Source organism: Corynebacterium anserum, assembly GCF_014262665.1.
GTDB lineage: Bacteria > Actinomycetota > Actinomycetes > Mycobacteriales > Mycobacteriaceae > Corynebacterium > Corynebacterium anserum.
Map to the genome: position 1 here is coordinate 217454 of NZ_CP046883.1, position 22793 is coordinate 240246.

At 57.3% G+C, this 22793-nt stretch carries 16 protein-coding genes and 1 CRISPR repeat array; of the genes, 12 read left to right on the forward strand and 4 right to left on the reverse strand.

Annotated elements, in window-relative coordinates; translation table 11 throughout:
- Positions 1-26 precede the first annotated feature (26 nt).
- The 10 genes from cas3 (at position 27) to grpE (ending at position 15475) form a co-directional block, all read left to right on the forward strand.
- Positions 27-2846, forward strand: coding sequence for a CRISPR-associated helicase Cas3' (gene cas3, locus GP473_RS00820; protein WP_186276969.1), 2820 nt, complete (start codon positions 27-29; stop codon positions 2844-2846).
- Positions 2847-2967: 121 nt separating this feature from the next.
- On the forward strand, positions 2968-4668 hold the full coding sequence (gene casA, locus GP473_RS00825; RefSeq protein WP_186276970.1) for a type I-E CRISPR-associated protein Cse1/CasA: 1701 nt from the start codon (positions 2968-2970) through the stop codon (positions 4666-4668).
- A complete protein-coding gene (gene casB, locus GP473_RS00830) occupies positions 4665-5378 on the forward strand; it encodes a type I-E CRISPR-associated protein Cse2/CasB (protein ID WP_185769603.1) in 714 nt (237 codons plus the stop codon). Before casA ends, casB begins: the two co-directional genes overlap by 4 nt.
- Before the next feature lie 44 nt (positions 5379-5422).
- Entirely contained in the window at positions 5423-6589 is a 1167-nt protein-coding gene (gene cas7e / locus GP473_RS00835; protein ID WP_186276971.1) for a type I-E CRISPR-associated protein Cas7/Cse4/CasC, read from the forward strand.
- Positions 6590-6592: 3 nt separating this feature from the next.
- On the forward strand, positions 6593-7300 hold the full coding sequence (gene cas5e, locus GP473_RS00840) for a type I-E CRISPR-associated protein Cas5/CasD (protein ID WP_185769601.1): 708 nt from the start codon (positions 6593-6595) through the stop codon (positions 7298-7300).
- Positions 7297-7965 (forward strand): type I-E CRISPR-associated protein Cas6/Cse3/CasE, encoded by a 669-nt coding sequence (gene cas6e / locus GP473_RS00845; RefSeq protein WP_185769600.1) that lies wholly within the window; start codon positions 7297-7299, stop codon positions 7963-7965. Before cas5e ends, cas6e begins: the two co-directional genes overlap by 4 nt.
- Positions 7966-8018: 53 nt before the next feature.
- Positions 8019-8909, forward strand: a complete 891-nt coding sequence (gene cas1e / locus GP473_RS00850) for a type I-E CRISPR-associated endonuclease Cas1e (RefSeq protein WP_185769599.1) — start codon at positions 8019-8021, stop codon at positions 8907-8909.
- A complete protein-coding gene (gene cas2e, locus GP473_RS00855) occupies positions 8909-9253 on the forward strand; it encodes a type I-E CRISPR-associated endoribonuclease Cas2e (protein ID WP_185769598.1) in 345 nt (114 codons plus the stop codon). Before cas1e ends, cas2e begins: the two co-directional genes overlap by 1 nt.
- A gap of 105 nt (positions 9254-9358) precedes the next feature.
- Positions 9359-12496: direct repeats of the CRISPR family, unit length 28 nt; unit sequence GTGTTCCCCGCGCAGGCGGGGATGAGCC.
- 433 nt (positions 12497-12929) lie between these two features.
- On the forward strand, positions 12930-14780 hold the full coding sequence (gene dnaK / locus GP473_RS00860; protein ID WP_186276972.1) for a molecular chaperone DnaK: 1851 nt from the start codon (positions 12930-12932) through the stop codon (positions 14778-14780).
- On the forward strand, positions 14780-15475 hold the full coding sequence (gene grpE / locus GP473_RS00865; protein ID WP_185769596.1) for a nucleotide exchange factor GrpE: 696 nt from the start codon (positions 14780-14782) through the stop codon (positions 15473-15475). Before dnaK ends, grpE begins: the two co-directional genes overlap by 1 nt.
- A gap of 239 nt (positions 15476-15714) precedes the next feature.
- Here the strand turns inward: grpE and GP473_RS00870 are convergent, their stop codons facing one another.
- On the reverse strand, positions 15715-16950 hold the full coding sequence (locus tag GP473_RS00870) for a hypothetical protein (protein WP_186276973.1): 1236 nt from the start codon (positions 16948-16950) through the stop codon (positions 15715-15717).
- A gap of 251 nt (positions 16951-17201) precedes the next feature.
- Between GP473_RS00870 and dnaJ the strand changes: the two genes are divergently transcribed.
- Positions 17202-18434: a molecular chaperone DnaJ gene (dnaJ, locus tag GP473_RS00875; protein WP_185769594.1), complete on the forward strand. Its 1233-nt coding sequence runs from the start codon at positions 17202-17204 to the stop codon at positions 18432-18434.
- Between the two features lie 15 nt (positions 18435-18449).
- The gene (locus GP473_RS00880; RefSeq protein WP_186276974.1) at positions 18450-18893 is read left to right on the forward strand and encodes a heat shock protein transcriptional repressor HspR; all 444 of its coding nucleotides are present in this window, start codon (positions 18450-18452) and stop codon (positions 18891-18893) included.
- A gap of 231 nt (positions 18894-19124) precedes the next feature.
- Here GP473_RS00880 and GP473_RS00885 read toward each other — a convergent pair whose 3' ends face one another.
- From GP473_RS00885 to GP473_RS00895, 3 genes are all read right to left on the reverse strand, one after another.
- Positions 19125-20594, reverse strand: coding sequence for an amino acid permease (locus GP473_RS00885; protein WP_390625300.1), 1470 nt, complete (start codon positions 20592-20594; stop codon positions 19125-19127).
- Between the two features lie 246 nt (positions 20595-20840).
- On the reverse strand, positions 20841-22208 hold the full coding sequence (locus tag GP473_RS00890) for an alpha/beta hydrolase (RefSeq protein ID WP_186276975.1): 1368 nt from the start codon (positions 22206-22208) through the stop codon (positions 20841-20843).
- A gap of 72 nt (positions 22209-22280) precedes the next feature.
- Positions 22281-22715 (reverse strand): hypothetical protein, encoded by a 435-nt coding sequence (locus GP473_RS00895; RefSeq protein ID WP_185769591.1) that lies wholly within the window; start codon positions 22713-22715, stop codon positions 22281-22283.
- Positions 22716-22793: the final 78 nt, after the last annotated feature.

Consider the following 22793-nt stretch of genomic DNA (forward strand, 5'->3'; position numbering starts at 1 on the left):
CAGAGTAGGAAATTCTGAGGTCTGGCGTGAGTGTAGCGAGCATCCTGAACAGCGCTGATCAGTGGCGCGCCAGCCGCAGTGCGCAGGCCAATGCGTTGTGGGCGAAGTCCGGTAATGAAGACGCGTACCTGCGATTACCGCAGCATCTTATAGATGCTGCCTGTGTCGCAGAGTGGCTCTGGGAACATTGGGTTTCCCGCTCTCTCAAGGCGACACTGAGTCAGCTCTGGGGCTTGGAAGAAGAGTATGTGCGGCGGCTCTACTGCTTCCTTGCCGGGACCCATGACGTCGGCAAGGCGACAGTCAGTTTTCAGCGATTGGTCAAAGACAGTCCGCGGGAAAACGTCCTTCTCCCTCCTTTGTACGATGTGGGCCTTTCGTTGGACTGGCCACAGGGCGAGGGCCCGGATCGTAAATTCCCGCATGGCATGGCTTCCGCTCTTTTGCTGCGCCAGTGGTTGGCAGACCGTGACGTGGAGAAGATGCGCAGGGTGGCCGTGTCGTCGGTCGTGGACGCGCACCATGGTTTTACCTCCGATGCCCAAGGCCTGGCTAATTTTGCCGAGGCTATCTCGGGTCGACAGAGCTGTTTTGATGAGATTGCCACGGAGTTTCTGGATTCGATGGCGGAGCTCACCGATATTGATGAGGTCCTGGAGGAAATTGATTTCGGTGATGTTCCCGTGGCTGATGCACTGCAGCTTATGACGGGTCTGGTCATCATGGCTGACTGGATAGCATCGAATGAAAAAGCGTTCCCTTACACCCCACTCCACGCTCAACGTCAGCGGTTGGAAGAAGCAATCGCGTACATCAATCTTCCAGGTCCCTGGATACCGCTGGATGTACCGGACGATACGGTTGATCTCTACCGTCGTATCTTCGCGTGGTCCGATGGCTTTCAGCCACGGCCGGTTCAGGCTGCTGTAGTAGAGGCAGCGCAGAAAACGCAAGGACCGGCTTTGATGATCATTGAAGCGCCGACAGGTGAGGGGAAAACCGAAGCGGGATTAGCCGCGGCACATGTGATGGGACAACGATGTGGCGCCCAAGGTGTGTTTCTGGCGGCGCCCACCATGTCCACGGCAAATGGACTGTTTGAGCGCACCGCGAACTGGGCTCGCCGAAGTTCGCGGCAGGGAGAAGTGGCATCTATGTTCCTTGCTCATTCGAAGAATCGATTGGTCACAACTTTTGAGTCCATGCGTTTTTCAGGGATTGGTGAGGACGGTCAGGGCTCGGATACGGGTCAAGGTGAAGGAGCCGTGGTCGCCACGCAGTGGCTCTGCGGAGCAAAAACCGGCGTGCTCTCTGATTTCGTCGTGGGAACGGTTGACCAAGTGCTGATGATGGCACTGCAGGCGCGGTTTTCCATGCTGCGTCACGTCGGCCTAGCCGGAAAAATTATCATTATTGATGAGGTACACGCGTACGACACCTACATGTCGCAGTATCTCTATCGTGCACTCGAGTGGCTCTCCCGGTACGGGGTCAGTGTCATTCTCATGTCTGCAACCCTGCCTCCGTCTCAGAAGAAAAAACTCGCGGCAGCGTACGCATCGCAGTTAATCGAGGACGCCGAGAATGCCGTCGAGGTTCTGGATACAGAAGGCTACCCGCTGGTTAGCGTTGTGGATGCCACAGGTGTCCGCGCAACCGACGTAGAGCAACGCCCCACTGACACCGAAATGACGATTCATCACCTCGATGATTCCCTGTCTGAATTGGCCAGCACGCTAACTGAGCAGCTTGATGACGGCGGAGTTGGCCTAGTCATATGTAACACTGTTGCGCGTGCACAGGAGGCATATCGCGAGTTAGCGGGGCACTTCCCGGGTGAAGCGGAGCTACATCACGCGGCGTTCATTGCTGCAAGCCGCAGCGATAAGGAAGATAGCCTGCGAGAACAATTGGGGCCGTCTGCACACAGGGGAGGGCTCCGCCCATGGCGAAAGATTATTGTTGCGACGCAGGTAGCAGAACAGAGCCTCGACATTGACGCTGACTTGCTGATTACAGATATTGCCCCCATTGACCTGATGATCCAGCGGGCTGGGCGTGTCCATCGTCATCACAGGCCGGCAACGGACCGCCCGTCGAAGCTGCAGTCTCCGAAGATATACGTCCGCGGTATCGAAACGCGGATTCCGGTTCCTCGGTTCGATGGTGGAGCGACGGCGATTTACGGGGACAAATTACTTCTGGCGACGCTGGCCTGCTTACCGGATGTATTCCGTCGGCCAGACGATGCTGAAGGTCTTGTGCGGGAAGTGTATTCGTCCCAGCTGACAATTCCGGAAGAGTGGGCGGATGCGTGGGATGTAGCGTGTGCAGATGACAAGAAAAAACGGGACCGAGCGGAAGCCCGAGCTAAAACATACCGGTTCCCAAGCCCGACCTATGCCGCAAACTTGAGCGATCTTTTTAGCCAGCTCCACAGCAATACGGAAACGGTCGGAGGAGAAGAACGCGGCAATGCCCAGGTTCGCGACGCCGATTTCACCATCGAAGTTGTAGCCATCGAGACCACGGAGTACGGCTATTCCCCGTTAGTAGGCGACGCGACAGTGCTAGAGGGAATGGAACCCTCTGCCCACGCTGCCCGCCAATTGGCTGCCAGTACCGTGCGGCTGCCGGCGCGTATGACTCGTCGCGAAGTAGATTTTGACCAGATTATTGATGAGTTGGAAGGGCAAACCCCAGGGGAGTGGCACACGTCGAGTCTCCTCAGAGGCAGTGTTGCGCTGCGCTTCGATGCGCAAGGTACAGCGACGGTGGGGCGGTTCGAGGTGTCGTATGACAGCGAATGTGGCCTATGCGTTTTAGATGAAGTTCCCAGCCCGTAAAACCGATTCACCCAGCCCGGGTGGCAATGCGTTAATTTTAATGATGAAATGTAATTAATCATAAAAACTAAGCAATTCCACTATGGCGGATACTCTTTCACCAAAAAGGAAGGAGCTCTCAGTGTTTTCACTGTTGGATGATCCCTGGATTCAGATCGTTGATAGCGACGATGAGCTGAAACTGGTGGGGATCCGGGACATCTTCACGGGGGAGGTGAAAGCGGTCAGGCTGCAGGGGGAGTCCCCGGCGCAGGACTACGCGGTGATGCGCCTATTGCTAGCAATTTTCTGGCGGTCACACAGCGATGAAGCACGAGTAATGCCAGGGAAGACCTTCAATTTTGCGGATTGGTTCGCCAGGACGCGGAAGCGGTTGCTCAGCAAAGGTGCTGACAAAGCTGTGCTGGAGTACCTGGACAAATACAGTGATCGCTTCGAACTTTTCGACTCGACTGCGCCATTTATGCAGGTAGCTGGGCTGCATGTGAAGTCAGGTGAAGCCAAGCACATCACCACTATCGTTCCAGAATCGCAGAGTGACTATTTCTCCATGCGGGCGGGACGCGCGCGTGACACCCTCACCTTTGCAGAGGCGGCACGGTGGCTTGTCTACGTGCAGGCCTACGATTATTCCGGAATCAAGTCCGGTGCTGTGGGGGATACACGGGTCAAGGGTGGAAGGGGCTACCCGATTGGAACCGGCTGGACTGGAATGACAGGTGGAACGCTCGTTATGGGAGGCAACCTGCTGGACACCCTGATTCTCAATACCGTGCAGGAATCACTGACGAATCCGGATGACCGCCCTGTGTGGGAACGGGTCGCCGATGGCCCGGATGTCAGGTCGTCAAAGGGTGAGAAAAACGAACCGCAGGGGCCAGCGGACCTGGCCACCTGGCAGTCACGGCGTGTGCTTCTGCACAACGACGGCGACAAAGTCGTCGGGGTTGTGGTGTGTAACGGTGACAAAATTCCTGACGCTGGCGCGAACGTATTGGCCGATCCCATGACGCCCTATCGATATTCCTCGAACAAATCGAAGAAAAACCTGGACGTGTACTATCCGCGCCCGTATGACGTGGAGCGGACAATGTGGAGATCCTTGGATTCGCTCGTCGTCGCTGAAACGGATGGCGGGTTCAGCGGTAAGGAAAAGGCGCCGAAGCGCCCGGGAATCTTGAGCAATTTAGCGCAACTCTCGCAGCAAATAGAGGGGCTGCCAAGCGTCCTGAACGTCGAGCTCTTCTCTGTCGAATACGGTCCTCAATCCTCATCAGTCGCGACGACGTACGCTGCTCGAATGAGCCTGCCCGTCGTTATTTTGATGGAGAACTCGGCTTATCTCCGCACCGAGATTCGTGCCATGGCCTCGGCGACGACGAACGCAGCCGTAGCACTGGGACGCTTCGCGGGGAATCTTCTTGTTGCGGCCGGTGGGGATTATGAGTTTAAGACTGCAGTCACAGACCGAGTGCTCGCCGAGCTTGAGCCCCGCTTCAACGACTGGCTTGGCAGCATTGCGGACCTCCCCGACGATGCAGCGCAAGCTGAAAGCGAGGCTGCACAAGCAGCTGTGAAGCAGTGGCAGCAGACGGTACGGGCTGTCGTTGATGAGCATGCCCGCACGCTTCTCCGCGGTGCCGGTCCGAAGGCCTTCTCCGGCCGCGTGATTGTCAGTGGACCTGATGACACCCGGGGAAGATTTGTCTCCGCCGCCACCTTCTACCAACTTCTGCACCGATCGTTGAATGAGGCTTTGCCCGCGACTGCGGCTGAGAAAGCTACCCAGAAACAGGAATCTCAGAAGGAAGCTACAGAATGAGTGACCTAAGAAGTGACCTAAATGCAGCGCCGTCCGAGCGCACCGATGTACTCCGCAACGCGGTAGGCGCCACCTGCCACCGCCTGCAAAACAACTATTTCTCCACCCCCTCCTCCCGCGAGTATCACGTTGCCCGCGCTTCGCTCGCCCAGATGCGCCGCAACGCCAGCATCGACATCAAACGCAATCCGTTGGGTTTGGCCACCGCACTGTTCGAAATGGGTGGTGATTTTGACACGAAACTCGCCGGGAAGGGCGATGAACCGTCGCCATCAGAACGTGCCGCGTATACCGCGCTGACACTTTTTGCAGTGCACATGCAGTCTGCGACGTCGCCCGTCCATGTTCCATCCGTGAGCTTTGCGACGGCATGTGGGCGGCTGCACGCCCTGGGAATCTCTGATTCAATCAAGCCCCGAATTGACGCCATGCTGCTGGCCGGCAGCGAGTCGTCTCGGATTGCGCACATCCGCTCCCTTATCGCCTTGCTCCGTACGAATGATCTCGGTTTCGACTATGGGTTGCTTGCGCGCGATCTTCGTGGCCTAGCAAACCCAAAAACCAAGTCCGGAATTCAGTTGCGGTGGGGTCGTGACTTCGCGCACGGCTACTTTGCCGGAACCAAGTCTGGCCACAGCGACACCGTTCCCGATGGTGCGGCACATGCGGAATCAGCTTCGTCAGGTTCTGCCACCACAGGCGCCAGCTAGAACAAACCCACACAATATTCCATCACCTGAAAGGCATATAAGACATGACCCTCGTTGTTGACATCCACGCCCTGCAAACGGTCCCTCCGAGCTTGATTAACCGCGATGACACTGGAGCCCCCAAATCCGCCATCTTTGGTGGGGTACCCCGCCAGCGCGTGTCTTCTCAATCCTGGAAGCGCGCCATCCGTCGCCACTTCGAGGAATGCGTCGGCGACAGTACCGTCGGACTGCGCTCTCGTGAGTTGCCGGAGCTGATTGCGAAGAAAGCAGCCGAGCTAGCTCCCGATGCCACGATTGACCAGGCAATCGACGGTGTTCGAAAGCTATTTAAGGCGACCGGGAAAGAGGGTATCAAGCTTGTCGATCCCGACAAGCCGAAGAAGGCGAAGAAAGGGGAGGAAGCTCCTGTCGACGAACACCCGAAGTTCCCGACCACTGCGGCACTGCTGTTCTTAAGCCCTCACCAGATCTCCCGGGCCGCAGAGGCAATCGCAAATAAGCTGCAGGGTGGAGAAGATCTGAAGTTCGCAAAGGCCGAGGCTGTCGATCTGCTTGATACTCACCACTCAATCGATATGTCATTGTTCGGGCGCATGCTTGCAGACGCTCCGTCGTACAATATTGATGCCGCTGTGCAGGTGGCACATGCTCTGAGTGTTCATGAATCACAGCCGGAATTCGACTACTTCACCGCCGTTGATGATGTCGTGGAGGATGCCGAGGAAACCGGAGCTGGCATGATCGGTACCACCCAGATGATGTCCTCGACTCTCTACAGGTTCGCAACGGTCAATGTCGATGCTCTTGCCCAGAATCTGGATGATCGGGAGATTGCACGCGAGGCCACCGCAATGTTCCTCACCGCGTTCATCGAATCGATGCCGACGGGTAAGCAGAACAGTTTCGCAAACAACACCCTTCCTGAATTGGTCTACGTCGCGGTTCGCGATACTCGGTCAGTATCTCTTGTCAACGCTTTCGAGGAGCCGGTTACTTCTGAGTCTGGAAGTCGCCGTAAAGCTGCTGCTGAAGCACTGGCTAACGAAGAACGCGACATTGAACAGGCCTACGGAATGAAGCCGCTCGCAGCATACGTCCTGGGTGTTAAAGGCTTGGGTAATGCATTCGAGGGGCTTGCCGAAAATGTGAATAAGCAGGAGCTCCTGGATCGGCTCGGCAAGCTTCTGGCTGAAGAGGAAGCAAACTAGTCCATGTCATATTCACTTCTACTGCTCCTTAAAGGCCCAATGCAGTCATGGGGTGACGAGTCCCGCTACGGTACTCGGGCTACAGGAAACACTCCGAGCAAGTCTGGCGTGATTGGGCTTCTCGCCGCCGCGCAAGGTCGGCAGCGAACGGATCCGATTGAGGACCTTGTCCGCCTGGACTTCGCCGTACGCGTGGACCAATCGGGTTCGCTCATGCGGGACTACCAGACTGCCCAGCCTTGGCAGCGGAACCTGAAAGCCAATGCATCTTTGGTGACTCGCCATTACCTTTCCGATGCGGCATTTGTTGCTGCAATTGGCTCGGATGACCGAGCACTTCTTGAAGCCCTGCAGGAACAACTGCGTAAACCTGCGTACCCACTGTTTCTTGGGCGTCGCTCGTGCCCCGCACCCGCGAATCTGGACCTGGGAATCGTCAATGCGCCTGTTGTGGAGGCATTGCTTAGCCACGACCGGTGGCATGCCACGCTTGCCCACAAAAAGGAGCGTTCAACCAGGGTGGAATTACCCATTTACCGTGATGGACGCCCAGGCGAAACCGGTACTCCACGTCAGGATGTTCCTCTCTCCTTCGCGCAAGAACACCGTAAATACGGCTGGAGAACCGTCGTCTACGCGGGATCAAAGGAAATGCTTAATGATCACGGAACCAGCCGCGACCCATTCTTTGAGGCAGTGATTTCATCATGACGACGTTTACGAAGGTTTTGATTAACCCCGCACGGCGCCAAGGAAGGACCTACCTAATTAATCCAAACGCGCTCCACGCCGCAGTGCGGTACTGCTTCCCTGCCGATATTGATCAAACACAGCAGCGCATCCTGTGGCGTTTGGACAATAGAGACCACGAGCATGTGCTCTACATCGTCGGGCCAGAAAAACCCACCACAGCGCATATTGTTGACGAAGCGGGTTGGGAGACGCGACCACAGCAAACGGCAGATTATGATCGCATGTTGTCCCAACTCACGTTGGGACAACGGTGGCACTTTGAGCTCCTTGCCAACCCGACCAAAACTTTGAATCAAGGGCGGGATAAGCGCGGCAAAGTTGTCGCCCACCTCAGTGCCCACGAGCAATTGAAGTGGCTCCACCGCAAGGCAGAGTCTATGGGCGTGAGTTTTGGCTCGGTCGAGGAGAGCACTGCCAGAGTAATTGAGAGTAAGAAACTCAGCTTCCGTAAACTCCGGCAGGACGGGAAACAAGGTCACAGTGTCCACCTGATTACTGCCCGGTACGCCGGAACTCTAGAGGTGGTGGACGTCGATAAATTGCGGGAGACACTTACCAACGGTGTTGGGCGTGCGAAGGGATACGGCTGTGGGCTTCTAACCCTTGCCCGGGGAGAGGAATAACTGTGCCGGGGCAGCCAAGCAGCACACCGCTTGATCGGCTTCTGCTGCCGCGAATGGAGGATAGGATCTCGTTCCTTTATGTCGAACGTGCGGTCCTCAACCGTGATGGCAATGCTGTGACCATCCAAGATTCCCGGGGTATTGCTCATGTGCCGGCAACAGAATTAGCAGTCGTGCTTCTTGGCCCTGGCACAAAGGTCACTTACGCAGCCATGGCGTTATTGGGGGATGCTGGGGTATCCGCGGTGTGGGTAGGGGAGAAGGGAGTCCGTTACTACGCTCATGGGCGCCCAGCTGCGAAGACGTCGAGGTTCGCCGAAGCGCATGCAAAAATTTGGTCTAACCAGCGATCGAGATTGCGATGTGCCCGGAGAATGTACGCCATGCGTTTCCCCGGTGAGGACGTATCAGAACTGACAATGGCTCAGTTGCGTGGCAGGGAAGGTGCGCGGATGAAGCGCATCTACGCTGCCGAGGCACAACGAACGGGTGTCGAATGGTCCCGGAGATCATACGACCCCATGGACTTCGACGCGGGTGATCCCATCAACAGGGCTTTGACTGAAAGTTCTGCTGCTCTTTACGGCATTGCGCACGCGGTGATAGTCGGACTCGGGTTTCTCCCTTCTCTCGGAATTGTGCATACGGGAACCGATAGATCCTTTGTTTACGACGTCGCGGATTTGTACAAGGCAGAGATTTCTATACCAGCAGCTTTTGATGCTGTTGCCGCCGCTTCGGCTGGGGATTATTTCAACGTGAGGAGGCTGGTTCGGGACAAGGTTGTAACTACACGTCTGATACAAAAAATGGTCCGCGATTTACAGGAACTAATGGATATTCCCACTTCAGAGACATATTCTGATGCCGAATTAATGCTGTGGAATGAACTAGAAGTCATCGCGGCAGGTATTAACTGGGCAGATGAAAGCGGTGTGCCCTGATGATGGTTCTGACAGTCACCGCAGTTCCAGCCGGTTTACGCGGTGATCTGACCAAGTGGTTGATGGAAATTGCCCCGGGTGTTTTTGTAGGAGACCCCAGCGCCAGGATTCGAGATTTGCTGTGGGAAAGGACGATTGGCCTTTGTAAAGATGGCCGTGCTCTGTTGATCTATTCGTCAGATAACGAGCAGGGGATGGAGTTTCGCACTCACCGACATAACTGGGAACCGACCGATTTTGACGGGATTACTCTGATGATGCGTCCCAGTGAAAAGAACGCATATCAAAAGTACCCCCGCCGTACGGGATGGTCTACAGCACGAAACGCACGTAGGCGTCGTTAGGGAACGCTAGCAAAGGGTTGTCTCGGATTGAGACTCGTGCGAAGCGGTGGGAAGAAGTCGTATGTAAAATGACAATGGCTCTACTAAAACTGCTGATCCGCAAGTGTGTTCCCCGCGCAGGCGGGGATGAGCCCCGACGGTGATCCATCATGCACCTCACTGCGATGTGTTCCCCGCGCAGGCGGGGATGAGCCGTCATCGGTCATGCCGCTACGCTCCAAATCAGCGTGTTCCCCGCGCAGGCGGGGATGAGCCCCTGCCTCACCAAATGCTCGTTGGCCTGCCACACGTGTTCCCCGCGCAGGCGGGGATGAGCCTCCGTATCAGAAACCGCAGGCCCATACTCTTTCGTGTTCCCCGCGCAGGCGGGGATGAGCCCGCCTTCGACCTCGTACGAATCCACCGCTTCGGGTGTTCCCCGCGCAGGCGGGGATGAGCCCCGGGAACCCATTCTCAAACACCCCGATAAGCAGTGTTCCCCGCGCAGGCGGGGATGAGCCGGGGCGGGGTTTCTTTTATGTGTGGCCGGTAATGTGTTCCCCGCGCAGGCGGGGATGAGCCCCACGCGGGGCGGAATTTAACGGGCACGTATTCGTGTTCCCCGCGCAGGCGGGGATGAGCCCACTGCACACCCGCCCCTCAACACGAACACCCCGTGTTCCCCGCGCAGGCGGGGATGAGCCGTTAACGCCCACTGATGAGCATCACCTGGACTAGTGTTCCCCGCGCAGGCGGGGATGAGCCCAACCAGGACGGTGTGTCCGTTAGCCTCCTCGAGTGTTCCCCGCGCAGGCGGGGATGAGCCGGATGTAGATTTCTTCCCATGCGCTACCCCATGGTGTTCCCCGCGCAGGCGGGGATGAGCCCCCCTTCTTTTCTCTCTCACCTCCCATCTTGAAGTGTTCCCCGCGCAGGCGGGGATGAGCCCCAGACGAGGATGTGCCCGCCTGACTGGAGGTTGTGTTCCCCGCGCAGGCGGGGATGAGCCCATGCATACCGCATCACTTTGGCTGCGCTATATGTGTTCCCCGCGCAGGCGGGGATGAGCCTGAGGGGTGTTGCAACCAGTGGTTATCGTTTGCGTGTTCCCCGCGCAGGCGGGGATGAGCCGTGTTCGAATAGGTAACGCTAACCTGGGGAGGGGTGTTCCCCGCGCAGGCGGGGATGAGCCCTCGTCGATGCCAGACCGGGAACTACATGGGCGGTGTTCCCCGCGCAGGCGGGGATGAGCCCGAGCAGACGCGGCACAGCGGGCTAATGAAGTAGTGTTCCCCGCGCAGGCGGGGATGAGCCCCTAGCTGTTGACCGTCCCGTGTAAGGACAATGGTGTTCCCCGCGCAGGCGGGGATGAGCCCTCCTTACCCATCACGTCGATAATGCTTGACTCGTGTTCCCCGCGCAGGCGGGGATGAGCCCGCCGCGAGCAGAATGTTGCCCATATATGTGTGGTGTTCCCCGCGCAGGCGGGGATGAGCCGCACGCCGCAACGGGCAACGCCTCGACGACCAAGTGTTCCCCGCGCAGGCGGGGATGAGCCCCGCTGAAACACATCCAACGCCATCACATCAGGGTGTTCCCCGCGCAGGCGGGGATGAGCCCCGGTCGTGAATACTGGACAGCCGCACAATGCGGTGTTCCCCGCGCAGGCGGGGATGAGCCGTTGCGGTTAGAAAAGCCGGCTTTGCTCCTCGTGTGTTCCCCGCGCAGGCGGGGATGAGCCGGACACCCACAATGACCATAACCTACAGCGACCGTGTTCCCCGCGCAGGCGGGGATGAGCCCCATCCGAACTGGTGAAACGCCACGGATCACCGGTGTTCCCCGCGCAGGCGGGGATGAGCCCATTCCTTTGCGGAAAAAGAGGGGAAGAAAATCGTGTTCCCCGCGCAGGCGGGGATGAGCCTTGGGAGCGCCGTAAGCGCGAGAACGGAGGGAAGTGTTCCCCGCGCAGGCGGGGATGAGCCCTGGAGGAGTACATGCCTTCTGTGCAGGTCGCTGTGTTCCCCGCGCAGGCGGGGATGAGCCCCCCGACCCTCATCATCAGCAAGATTCCACAGTGTTCCCCGCGCAGGCGGGGATGAGCCGAAAAGAAAGTTGAGCTAAGAAAACTATGAAGAGTGTTCCCCGCGCAGGCGGGGATGAGCCCTATCTTAGGGTCAGTGGTTCAGACAGTACTTGGTGTTCCCCGCGCAGGCGGGGATGAGCCCAAACGCCTCAACCAATAACCACCCCGCTTGCGGTGTTCCCCGCGCAGGCGGGGATGAGCCCCTCGGTTGGAAGATCACCATGCGTATTGTGGTGTGTTCCCCGCGCAGGCGGGGATGAGCCCTACTGGAGGTCGAAGGCTACTACGCCGACGACGTGTTCCCCGCGCAGGCGGGGATGAGCCGGTGGTCATGGGGATAGTTATATTCTTTGGCTGGTGTTCCCCGCGCAGGCGGGGATGAGCCCCACAAGCGCCCAGCATTGAGGAAATCGGATCCGTGTTCCCCGCGCAGGCGGGGATGAGCCCGACTCAGATAACGCCCAGCTACGCCACTACCTGTGTTCCCCGCGCAGGCGGGGATGAGCCCTTGTCACTGTTTCTAGCCGAAGTGAAGAGCAAGTGTTCCCCGCGCAGGCGGGGATGAGCCCAACAAAGACAAAAACTCAAGCAACATCCAGAGGTGTTCCCCGCGCAGGCGGGGATGAGCCCACGTGAACTACAGGGAGTACTTGACAGACTCAGTGTTCCCCGCGCAGGCGGGGATGAGCCGGCTTCACCGCACCTAAACGGCAACCCAATTTCGTGTTCCCCGCGCAGGCGGGGATGAGCCCCCCAGCGGGATCTTTCCTGCTTTCCAGTCGGAGTGTTCCCCGCGCAGGCGGGGATGAGCCCGCCGCTTTCGCACACTGCCTCACAACGGGGCAGTGTTCCCCGCGCAGGCGGGGATGAGCCGGCTTCACCGCACCTAAACGGCAACCCAATTTCGTGTTCCCCGCGCAGGCGGGGATGAGCCCGCACCCAACCTCACCAAAGCCCACCCACACGAGTGTTCCCCGCGCAGGCGGGGATGAGCCTAAGAAGATGTCCACTTTCTAAATAAGGGGGTGGTGTTCCCCGCGCAGGCGGGGATGAGCCGAGCTTCTTGAGCGGATGAACTCTGCAGCAATGGTGTTCCCCGCGCAGGCGGGGATGAGCCCTCGCAGAAAACAAACAACAAAACCCCAGGCAGGTGTTCCCCGCGCAGGCGGGGATGAGCCCTCACACACATAAGAAACCAACCTTGCCATAATTTGTTCACACGGAGGGGGCAACCGGATGTGAGAAGGTGCTGGTTGCGTGGCTGGTTTATAGGGGGCTTGTGGAACAGATGTAGAGAAACTTCTTAGGCGGATCGAGGCAACAGTAGGGCTCTAGCGGTTGATTGTTGTTGATAAGGGCAATGGAGTAAGTGGCGGATAGTATCGGGTGCTCTAGGGGATTTTTATGGCCGTTGATCAGGCGAAAAAGAAAAAGTTGAGTGAATTGGGAACAACTTTGAACTGTTGCGAGTTGTATAGGTTGTCAAAGAGTTGAGTTGGTGAGACTCAAGATGACTTGACGTTAGAGAAAAAATGCGGATACTAGTCATCGTGACTTGAGTCGCTTTCACTAAAGACTCGAAATAACGAACCGACACAGGAGGAAAACAACATGGGACGCGCAGTAGGCATTGACCTTGGAACCACCAACTCTGTGGTCTCCGTATTGGAAGGCGGCGAGGCTACCGTCATCGCCAACTCTGAAGGCTCACGTACCACCCCATCCGTGGTTGCCTTCGCAAAGAACGGCGAAGTGTTGGTCGGCCAGTCCGCAAAGAACCAGGCTGTTACTAACGTTGATCGCACCATCCGTTCCGTCAAGCGCCACATGGGCACTGACTGGACCGTGGAGATCGACGACAAGAAGTACACCGCGCAGGAGATCTCCGCTCGCACTCTGATGAAGCTGAAGCGCGATGCTGAAGCATACCTGGGTGAGGATGTTACAGACGCAGTAATCACTGTCCCTGCATACTTCAATGACGCCGAGCGTCAGGCCACTAAGGAAGCTGGCCAGATCGCAGGTCTCAATGTCCTGCGTATCGTCAATGAGCCAACCGCAGCGGCGCTTGCATATGGTCTGGAAAAGGGCGACAAGGAACAGACAATCCTCGTATTCGACCTAGGCGGCGGTACTTTCGACGTCTCCCTGCTGGAAATCGGCGATGGCGTGGTGGAAGTTCGCGCAACCGCTGGTGATAACAAGCTGGGTGGCGATGACTGGGATCAGCGCATCGTTGATTGGTTGGTTGAAAAGTTCAAGACCGCCCACGGTGTGGACCTGACGAAGGACAAGATGGCTCTGCAGCGTCTGCGCGAGGCTGCAGAAAAGGCAAAGATTGAGCTGTCTTCCTCTCAGCAGGCATCTATCAACCTGCCGTACATCACCGTTGATGCAGAGAAGAACCCTCTGTTCTTGGATGAGACTCTGACTCGCAATGAGTTCCAGCGCATCACTGAAGATCTGCTGGATCGCACCAAGGTGCCATTCCAGAATGTTCTGAAGGACGCTGAGGTGTCTGTTTCCGACATTGACCACGTGGTTCTTGTCGGTGGCTCCACCCGTATGACCGCCGTGACCGAGATGGTGAAGGAGTTGACCGGTGGTAAGGAACCAAACAAGGGTGTGAACCCTGATGAGGTCGTTGCGGTCGGTGCGGCGTTGCAGGCCGGCGTGCTGCGTGGCGAAGTGAAGGACGTTCTGCTTCTCGACGTCACTCCACTATCCCTCGGTATTGAGACCAAGGGTGGTGTGATGACCAAGCTGATTGAGCGCAACACCACCATCCCAACTAAGCGTTCCGAGACCTTTACGACGGCCGAGGATAACCAGCCTTCCGTTCAGATTCAGGTCTTCCAGGGCGAGCGTGAGATGGCAGCTCACAACAAACTGCTTGGTTCCTTCGAGTTGGGTGGAATTGCGCCAGCACCGCGTGGCATCCCACAGATTGAGGTCACCTTTGACATCGACGCCAACGGTATCGTCTCTGTGTCCGCCAAGGACAAGGGCACGGGTAAGGAGAACACTATCCGCATCCAGGATGGCTCTGGCCTGTCCCAGGAGGAAATTGATCGCATGATCAAGGATGCAGAGCAGCACGCTGAAGAGGACAAGAAGCGCCGCGAGGAGCAGGAAGTCCGCAACTCCGCCGAGACGATGGCTTACCAGACCCGCAAGTTCGTTGAGGAGAACAAGGAAAAGATCTCCGAGGAGCAGCAGAACAAGGTCGAGGACGCAGCGAAGGCAGTCGATGAAGCTCTGAAGGGCGATGACATCGAAGCGATCAAGGACGCTGTAGAGAAATTGTCCGCAGAGTCCCAGGAAGTCGGCAAGTCCCTGTACGAGGCTGAGGCTGCTGCGGCCGGTGCCGCTGGTGCTGAAGGTGCTGAGGGTGCTGCTACGAACGATGATCCAAATGTTGTCGACGCCGAGGTCGTCGACGAGGAGGATGACAAGAAGTAATGGCTGACACGGATTGGAGCGACAATCCCGGCGATCCAGCCCGCACAGATGAGGAAACCCTGGACGCCCGGGAAGCCAACGAAGTGAACCCGGAACAAATCACTGACGATGCTGTAGATCAGCAGATCAGCGATATCCTCTCCGGCGACGCAAACGATGGAGTTGAGGCTGCCGCCCAGGCCGTCGTTGACGAGCAGGAAGTTGCGGCTCAGGAGGAGGCAGCGGAAGCTGGTTCCATCGACGCCGAGGTTGCTGCCGACGGTGAATTGGACGAGCTCGGGCAGCTCCGCAAGGAACTGGATGAGCGCACCGATGACCTCAAGCGCGTCACCGCTGAATACGCCAATTACCGGCGTCGCGTTGAGCGCGACCGCCTGGCGGTCATTGAAATGGCCAAGGCTGATGTTGCCGACAAGCTTCTTCCGATTCTGGATGACATGGATTTGGCGGAGCAGCACGGTGACCTCAACGGCCCGCTCAAAGCCGCTAACGACAAACTGCTAGCAACTTTGTCGGCGATCAAGGTGGAAAGCTTTGGTGTCGAGGGAGAATCTTTTGATCCTGATGTCCATGAGGCTGTTCAGGACACATCCTCCGGCGATGAGAAGGTTCTCGGAGCAGTGCTACGCAAGGGCTACCGCCTCGGCGACCGAGTTCTGCGTACAGCGATGGTGATTATCGCTGACCCCCAGTAGTTCACTCCGTAACTACTAGCCCCTGAACTGAGGTACTCGAATGGGTGCTTCGGCGAAGGGGCTTTATTTATTGGGGATAGGGGCAGTACGTGCGCAGAATGAGTCGGGTTTACCGCGTTCGGGTTCCAATTCGACTCAAGAGGGTCAGTACGTGCGCAGAATGACCACCACATTTGCTCGAGGTCAGAGCTGGTGTTTGCCCGAGGGAGGGCTGCACGTGCGTTGGATTAGGTGAGAGCCTACTCGAGGGAAGGACCATCGTTGCCGAAGCCCTTCATCCAATCATCCGGAGCATCTGGCCCCTGATTCATCTGCGCAATCAGGTAGGCGGTCGGCTTAATCTGTATCTCGGTTTGTAATTCGCCTTTTTTCGGCAACTTGATATCCGAGATCGTTTCGATCTGACCGTCATGCCACAGGTGTAAGCGGGGGTTCAACTTGTCGGCAGATTTGAAGTATTCATCCGCCGACGCAGTGGCTAGCAGCCCGATCGTATGGAACAGTTCCATGCCCGTGGTCACATTCCGCACAAGCATCTGTGCGCTAGACGGCATGGTGAAGAGCAAACCCGTGGACATATCCATTTCGGGGATGTAGCGCTGCACCAATTCCTCGAGAAAAATAGGCGAGCTTCCTACATAAGGTGAGCTGCCCTCAAACACCCACACCTTTTCCTGTGGGCTCGGTGACAACTCGGTCACGTGGAGGTCGGAGTCAATCAAGTCCTGCCACAGGTTGCGATAACCCATGCGATAAAGATCTTCGACGGGGCCACGGTCATCGAAATGCTCCTTACTCAGCGGAAAGGAGGCATGCCCTGCCTCGCGTTGTGAACGTAAAGAAGCTCCCCGCAAAGCCTCTCGCAGTCGCCGCGGTTGCTGGTCAAGAGGAGATTGCCCGCCGTTGCGCTGCGGGCGGGTCGCAGCCTGTGCAGAAGGCATGTCTAGCGATAGGCGGATAACGGAATCTTCGCTAAAAGGCCGTACAGGAGAGTCTGGGCTGAAGTCGTCATCCTTACCCGTCAAGCCAGCCTGCTCGATCGGTTGCAGTTTCACGCGCATGCTGCGGTAGAACTCTACGTCGCTGAGTTCTGCTGGATCGAAGATGGACTGCTGAGCAGTGTTTCCGTTTCGTGTATTGTTCGCCGCTGTTCGCGCGCGATTCTCCTCTGCGTGATGACCATGCTGGACATGATCTCCCTGGGAGGTTGCGGGAGACTTCGATGCACGCGACTGTGTGGCGTCGGCCGGAGAGGAGCTGGGGACGGAGGAGTTGGGGGTCGAGTGTGCGTCGGCAGACTCATGCGAGGACGCAGAAGGCTCATGTGAGGACGCAGAAGGCTCGGAAGGGTCAGCGGAACCAGAAGGAACGTCCGGGCGAGAACCGGAAGGGGCGTCCGGGCGGTCACCCGATGAGGAGAAAGGACCCACTTCACCCAGGAGACGTCTCAACCAGTTTTTCTTGTGGGTACTCATGAATTCCACCCTAGCGACTTGCGCCGGGCGCATGGGATGAAGCCCCTGTAGATTTGCTGGAATTTATCAAAACTCGGTGCAAAAAATGGGAATGAGTGGGTGGAGCTGCGCGTTGGGAGAATTAGAACCCTAAAGTTAAGCGCGGTAGACTCAAGAATATTGAGCGTCTTCCTATAAGGCGTGAGTGATACAACGCGTAGACCGCGTGATGCATCATAGCTGAGACCAAGCAGAAGCAAAGGAGATACCCCATGGCACATCAGGAGTGGGCCGACAAGGACTACTACCGAGACCTGGGTGTGTCCGATTCCGCTAGCGCGGACGAGATTAAAAAGGCGTATCGCAAGATCGCCCGTGAGGACCACCCGGATAAGAAACCCGGAGACACGGCTGCCGAGGAGCGCTTCAAGAAAGCATCCGAGGCGTACTCGGTGATCGGTGATAAAGACAAGCGTAAGGAATACGACGAGCTGAAGCGCCTCATCGCTTCTGGTGGTTTTGGCATGCCAGGAGGTATGAACGGCGGATTTAGCCCAGGTGGTGGAGGCTTCGGTGGTTTCGGCACCGGCCGCGGCGCTGGCAGCTCAGGTTTCAGCGCGAGCTTCGGCGACGGTGGATTTACCATGTCTGACTTGTTTGGAGATGTCTTCGGAGCTGCAGGGACGGGCTTCGGCGGCAACTTCGGTGGAGCCACAGCGGCCGGGTCGCGTCCTGGTGGTGCGAAGAGGCGAAACCGGGGCGCTGACGTGGAAACGGAGATCACCCTCGAATTCCGCGAAGCAACCAAAGGCGTGACCGTACCTATCCGCTTGACCAGCCCATCCCCGTGCTCTAGCTGCCACGGGTCAGGGGCAAAGTCAGGATCAAGCCCTCAGGACTGTGGAAAGTGCCACGGCGAGGGCATCGTCAATGAAAACCGTGGAGCGTTCGGATTTTCGCGCCCATGCAGCGATTGCGCCGGTAAGGGCAGCATCATCAACGATCCATGCAGCGACTGCAGTGGTGACGGCCGCGTGAACCGGGCGCGCACGATATCTGTGCGTGTGCCCGCCGGCGTGGTGGATGGCCAGAAGGTGCGCCTCGCAGGTCAAGGAGCCGCTGGCGAACGCGGCAAGCCAGCAGGGGACCTGTTCGTTACGGTTCACGTTAAAGAAGACAAGGTGTTCAGCCGCAGCGGAGATGACCTGAAGCTCACTGTCCCCGTAAGCTTTTCCGAACTCGTACTGGGCGGCGCAGTGACGGTGCCGACATTGGATTCCAAAGTGCGCGTGCGCATCCCGCAAGGTACAGCGGATGGCACCACTCTCCGGGTGAGAGGGCGTGGCGTCCATAAGCGTAACGGTGCCAGCGGCGACCTGTTGGTTACCGTCAAGGTGGAGGTGCCGAAGAACCTTGACGAGGGTGCGATGAGTGCTTTGCGCAAGTACTCCGAAGAGGAGAAGCGCAGCGGGTTTGATCCACGAGCCAATTGGGAAGGTAAGTAAGAGGTGAATTGACTCATGTCTGACAAGTCCCAAGGCAAGCAGGATAAGCAGGGCAAACACGAGGTTTTTGTGATTTCCGTAGCCGCTGAAATCACAGGCATGCACGCCCAGACACTCCGCACGTATGACCGCATGGGATTGGTAAGTCCGCAACGTACGCGCGGAGGTGGCCGGCGCTATTCCCGCGCTGACATAGAGGCCCTGCAGGAGATTCAGCGGCTCTCGCATGAAGAAGGCGTGAACCTGGCAGGCATCAAAACCATTATTGAGCAGCAAAACCGCATCACGGATCTGGAGCAGGAAAACGCTGCGCTGCGCCATAGGATGGCTGAGATGCAGGAACAGTTGCGTCGCGCTGAACAGGGCGGTGCGGGGCAGCGTTCCCGTGGAGAGATCGTCCACGTTCCGCGCTCCACGGCCGTGGTGATGTGGGAGCCCCGACGCAAACGCAACCGCTAGCCGCTCGTCGTGAGGTGAGGACGGGTGGTTCCTGTGACGGCGATGCTCAGCGCTCCCGCGGGGATGTCCCAGTGCTCAGACGAGGTCTCAGCACCCCAGCATTGCTGGAGCACTCCAGCATTACAGGAGGCCCCAGTACTGTAGGCGCACTCCAGCATTACAGGAGGCCCCAGTACTGTAGGAGTACTCTAGTATTACAGGAGGCCCCAGCATTGCTGGAGCACTCTAGCATTACAGACTGATGTTGCCGGTTACGATTCCCCACAGTGTGTACAACGCGGCTACGGTGACGAGCGCGGCGATAAACCACTCGAAAAGGTTGAAGATACGGCCACCGGCTTTAATGCGGGTGGCAATGTAGATGATCATGCCCGGCAGGACCAGCAACATGCCCAAGAGAACGAACTGCAGTTCAGCTGCGTAGAGCAACCACAGGGAATAGATGAAGGCCACAGCGCCGAGTACCAGATGCATGGTGTTGGTTCGAGAAGTGACGTTGGGACCCGAAAGGTCGAATTTACGGCCTGCATCGGGGTGAGAGATGCCTTCGCCGCGAGTTGTGAGGAACAACAGGTACAGCGCAGAAAAGACGTAGGGCAGCAGGTACAAGGATGTAGCCAGCTGAACCATCGTGGTGTAGGTGGACTCGTTGAGATAGAAGACAATAATGAACGCCTGGATAACGATTGCAGAAAAGAACTGGGAGACAACTGGTGCTCCCATGTCATTCGTTTTGCCCATCGCCTTGGGGAGCAACCCGTCTTGAGCCATCAGGGTGATCGGTTCAGCGCATAGCATTTGCCAAGAGACGTAGGCGCCCAGCACGGAAATGCATAATCCAACGGAAATCAGCCCGGCTCCCCATGTGCCAACGGACGCCTCAAGAACCCCTGCCATGGCGTTATCGCCCATGGCAGCTAATTCTTCCCGGGGGACAACACCGTAGGACAGGAAAGAAACGGATGTTAGCAGGAAGAAAACGACGATATATCCAATGAGGGTGGCGAGGGAAATATCTCGACGGTGGCGAGCGCGCTTCGAATAGGTAGACGCCCCTTCGATGCCGATGAATGCCCACACTGTGAACAGCATCATGCCTTTGACTTGGTCCATCAGGGTGGCGGCTTCGTCGTGGTTCTCGCCAAAAGTGGCGGCGTGGCCCCAGAAGTCAGCGGTGAAGACTTCCGGATTAAAGCCGACGAAAGCCACGAGGATGAGGAAGGCAGCGATTGGGAGCAACTTGGCGATGGTTGCAACCACGTTGAGAATCGCAGCCTGGCGTACACCCCGGGACAGGACGAGGAAAATAGCCCAAGTGAGTGCGGAAACGGCGAATGCTTGAACCAGCGGTTTGTCGCCGTTAAACAACGGGACGAAAAAGCCGAGGGAGCTGAAGAACAATGTGGCGTAGCCAACCTGCGCAATGATTGTCCCTAGCCAGTAGCCCCATGCGGCTACGAAGCCTACGAAGTCGCCCAGTCCAGCGCGGACATAGGAATACACACCGGAATCCAAGTAGGGTTTGCGTACTGCAAGTGCCTGGAAGACATAGGCGACACAGAGCATGCCTAGACCTGTGATGATCCAGCCGATCATGGCAGCGCCAGGAGAGGCAACGGAGGCTACGTTCTGGGGCAATGCGAAGATTCCCGCGCCTACACAGGAACCGACGATCAAACTGACGAGCGTGGACATGCGCACCGTGCGAGGGTCATCGATGACGAGAACCTCGGATGTGCCGGGAGTGGGATGATAGGAAGAACGCGGATCGCGTGGGTTGTCACTGTGCGGGGTTATTGGGGAATCCCCATTATTTGCGGTTTTCACGAACAGTAGATTAGTCAATTCTGTTTGCGGAGTTCTACCTTTATGCGGTTTTGTGGGGTTCCATGTGGTTTTTGGGGTGGGTTTGGTTGCTTCTCTTTGCCGTCATGAGTGCAACGGAGCTTAATGAGCGAGGTGGAGGCTGGGATCCCACGGGTATGAACTATGAGTGTTTGTATCTCCACGGCTGAGGATGTAGAAGTCTAGAAACCTCCGCCAGTGATAACTCGACCAAGATTCCGGCGAATTCCTCGCACCAAAGCGTGGTGATGAGGGATCCGGGCCGTGGACGCCGTACTGTGCCTCAGTGGTCAGTTGAATCAGATCCCCTGGCACATGATGGCTGCGTATATCCGGATCCCCAAGCGCTTTTCCTCGATTGAGCAGAGTGAGGTCTTGCGTGTGCCGAGCACCTACACCTGGGCTGCCCACGAAGTCTATGGAATTGGCCTCTAACCCAGGACCATCGGATGTAGCTGCCTCACCGACAACTACTGACCCATAGCTGAAGCCCGTGACATGTAGCGTGGCGTGGGGATTTTTCTCTCGCAATTGTCGCTGGAATACGCGCAGATTCTGAGCACCTTGGCGTGCAGGTTCTGTGCTTATTGCTGCTGCCACATTGTCTGGTGCTGAGTAGCCATGCCAGGCAATCACCGCCGTGTTTTTGCCCTGGGCTTTGGCTTCGGCGACCTGCTCGGCTGCCCAAGTACTCATAACATGCTGTGACCCACTTGTGCTGGAACCTACTCCAGACACGAACGTGGTGATGGTTTCTGCCGTATCAACATCCCCTGCGATATATACGGGGCCACCGGGTGTGTCTAACTTCTGGATGTGCACGTCGCTGAGATCTTTGCCGTGAGGCGTGCTGTTGTGAATGCCGCTTGTGAGGCCTTGAGGCTCCTCAGCCGTGGGGCGAACTGCATCAGCATGTGTCGGGCTCCTCGCCGGTAGATGCTCTCCATGGCGGTATGCCGATGATGATTCTGCAGCATCGCCCACCGTCGAGCTCATGGCGTGCAGGACAGTACTTGTGTGCGTGTCCAACGCGTCGACCATCGCTATGGCAGTTTTCAATACTGCTGATAACGCCATAGCTGCGGTTTCTGCCACCCCGGTTCCGGCTGCTATTCGTGGCTTGACGAGGCCTGTAGGTTCTATCGACATGTGCGCTGCTCGAGCTGCGTGCGTAGCAGCGGATACCGCAGCCCGCGCCACCTCGAGAATCCGGATGTACAGTCCAACGGTAAGGCCCATACCTTGAATGGATAACCCCATGGCATCCGCCTGGTTTATGGTGGCATCCACCCTGTGTGAGGCTGCATCGGCAGCGGCACCTTCCCACTGCTTGTCTTCCGTCCACCGTGCGTTTGTGCGGGCACGTTGTGCATGGGTCCTCACTTGCTTTCCGACGCCGCTCCACTCGTCAGCCGCAACTGCGGCCTGCTCGACAGGTGCGTGTTCAATATCGAATACTGATGTACTCATGGTTGTCCTCCTATTGGCGCCGAGGTGGATGTGCCCATGGTTGTCCTCCTATTGGCGTCAAGGTGGATGTACTCATGGTCGTCCTCCTGTTTGAGCTGGGGTGGAGGACGAGATAGGAGGAGATAAAGCCTGAGCATTCAGGGATTCTTGTTCGGAGCTCGCGTGCAGGAACGCATCAATGCCCGCGAGTGTCGTTTCGAAGGCTTGTGCTTGTGCTGTGCACGCCATGGATATTGAGTGGGAGGCTTGGATAAAAGCGGTGGTGACTTTTCCACCAGGAAGCGTGGGCATGTTTACCGCAAGAATGTGCTGAAGAGCTTGGAGAAGCTGCTGTGGCAGTAGGTGCAGTTGATTAGCTCGTGTTTGGACAAGGGCAGGCTCCAAACGGACGTGGCCAAGCTGCGTGAGTGTGGAGTGCCAAATTATTGACCGTGTTGGGTCAGTATTCTGTGTTGTTTTCCCAGTTTGGTTCGCATATTGCACTACTTCTACATCCTTCGGTGCCATTGCCCGTCCCTTCCTTCCCCCTCTTAATCTTCCCCTCTTAAGGTTGAGGCAGTTGTGCCGAGCTTAAGGTTGGCGTCC

Coding starts and splice junctions, on each gene's coding strand:
- casB (WP_185769603.1), top strand. CDS start 4,665: ATGAGTGACCTAAGAAGTGACCTAAATGCAGCGCCGTCCGAGCGCACC.
- cas7e (WP_186276971.1), top strand. CDS start 5,423: ATGACCCTCGTTGTTGACATCCACGCCCTGCAAACGGTCCCTCCGAGC.
- cas5e (WP_185769601.1), top strand. CDS start 6,593: ATGTCATATTCACTTCTACTGCTCCTTAAAGGCCCAATGCAGTCATGG.
- cas6e (WP_185769600.1), top strand. CDS start 7,297: ATGACGACGTTTACGAAGGTTTTGATTAACCCCGCACGGCGCCAAGGA.
- cas1e (WP_185769599.1), top strand. CDS start 8,019: ATGGAGGATAGGATCTCGTTCCTTTATGTCGAACGTGCGGTCCTCAAC.
- cas2e (WP_185769598.1), top strand. CDS start 8,909: ATGATGGTTCTGACAGTCACCGCAGTTCCAGCCGGTTTACGCGGTGAT.
- dnaK (WP_186276972.1), top strand. CDS start 12,930: ATGGGACGCGCAGTAGGCATTGACCTTGGAACCACCAACTCTGTGGTC.
- grpE (WP_185769596.1), top strand. CDS start 14,780: ATGGCTGACACGGATTGGAGCGACAATCCCGGCGATCCAGCCCGCACA.
- GP473_RS00870 (WP_186276973.1), bottom strand. CDS start 16,950: ATGAGTACCCACAAGAAAAACTGGTTGAGACGTCTCCTGGGTGAAGTG.
- dnaJ (WP_185769594.1), top strand. CDS start 17,202: ATGGCACATCAGGAGTGGGCCGACAAGGACTACTACCGAGACCTGGGT.
- GP473_RS00880 (WP_186276974.1), top strand. CDS start 18,450: ATGTCTGACAAGTCCCAAGGCAAGCAGGATAAGCAGGGCAAACACGAG.
- GP473_RS00890 (WP_186276975.1), bottom strand. CDS start 22,208: ATGAGTACATCAGTATTCGATATTGAACACGCACCTGTCGAGCAGGCC.
- GP473_RS00895 (WP_185769591.1), bottom strand. CDS start 22,715: ATGGCACCGAAGGATGTAGAAGTAGTGCAATATGCGAACCAAACTGGG.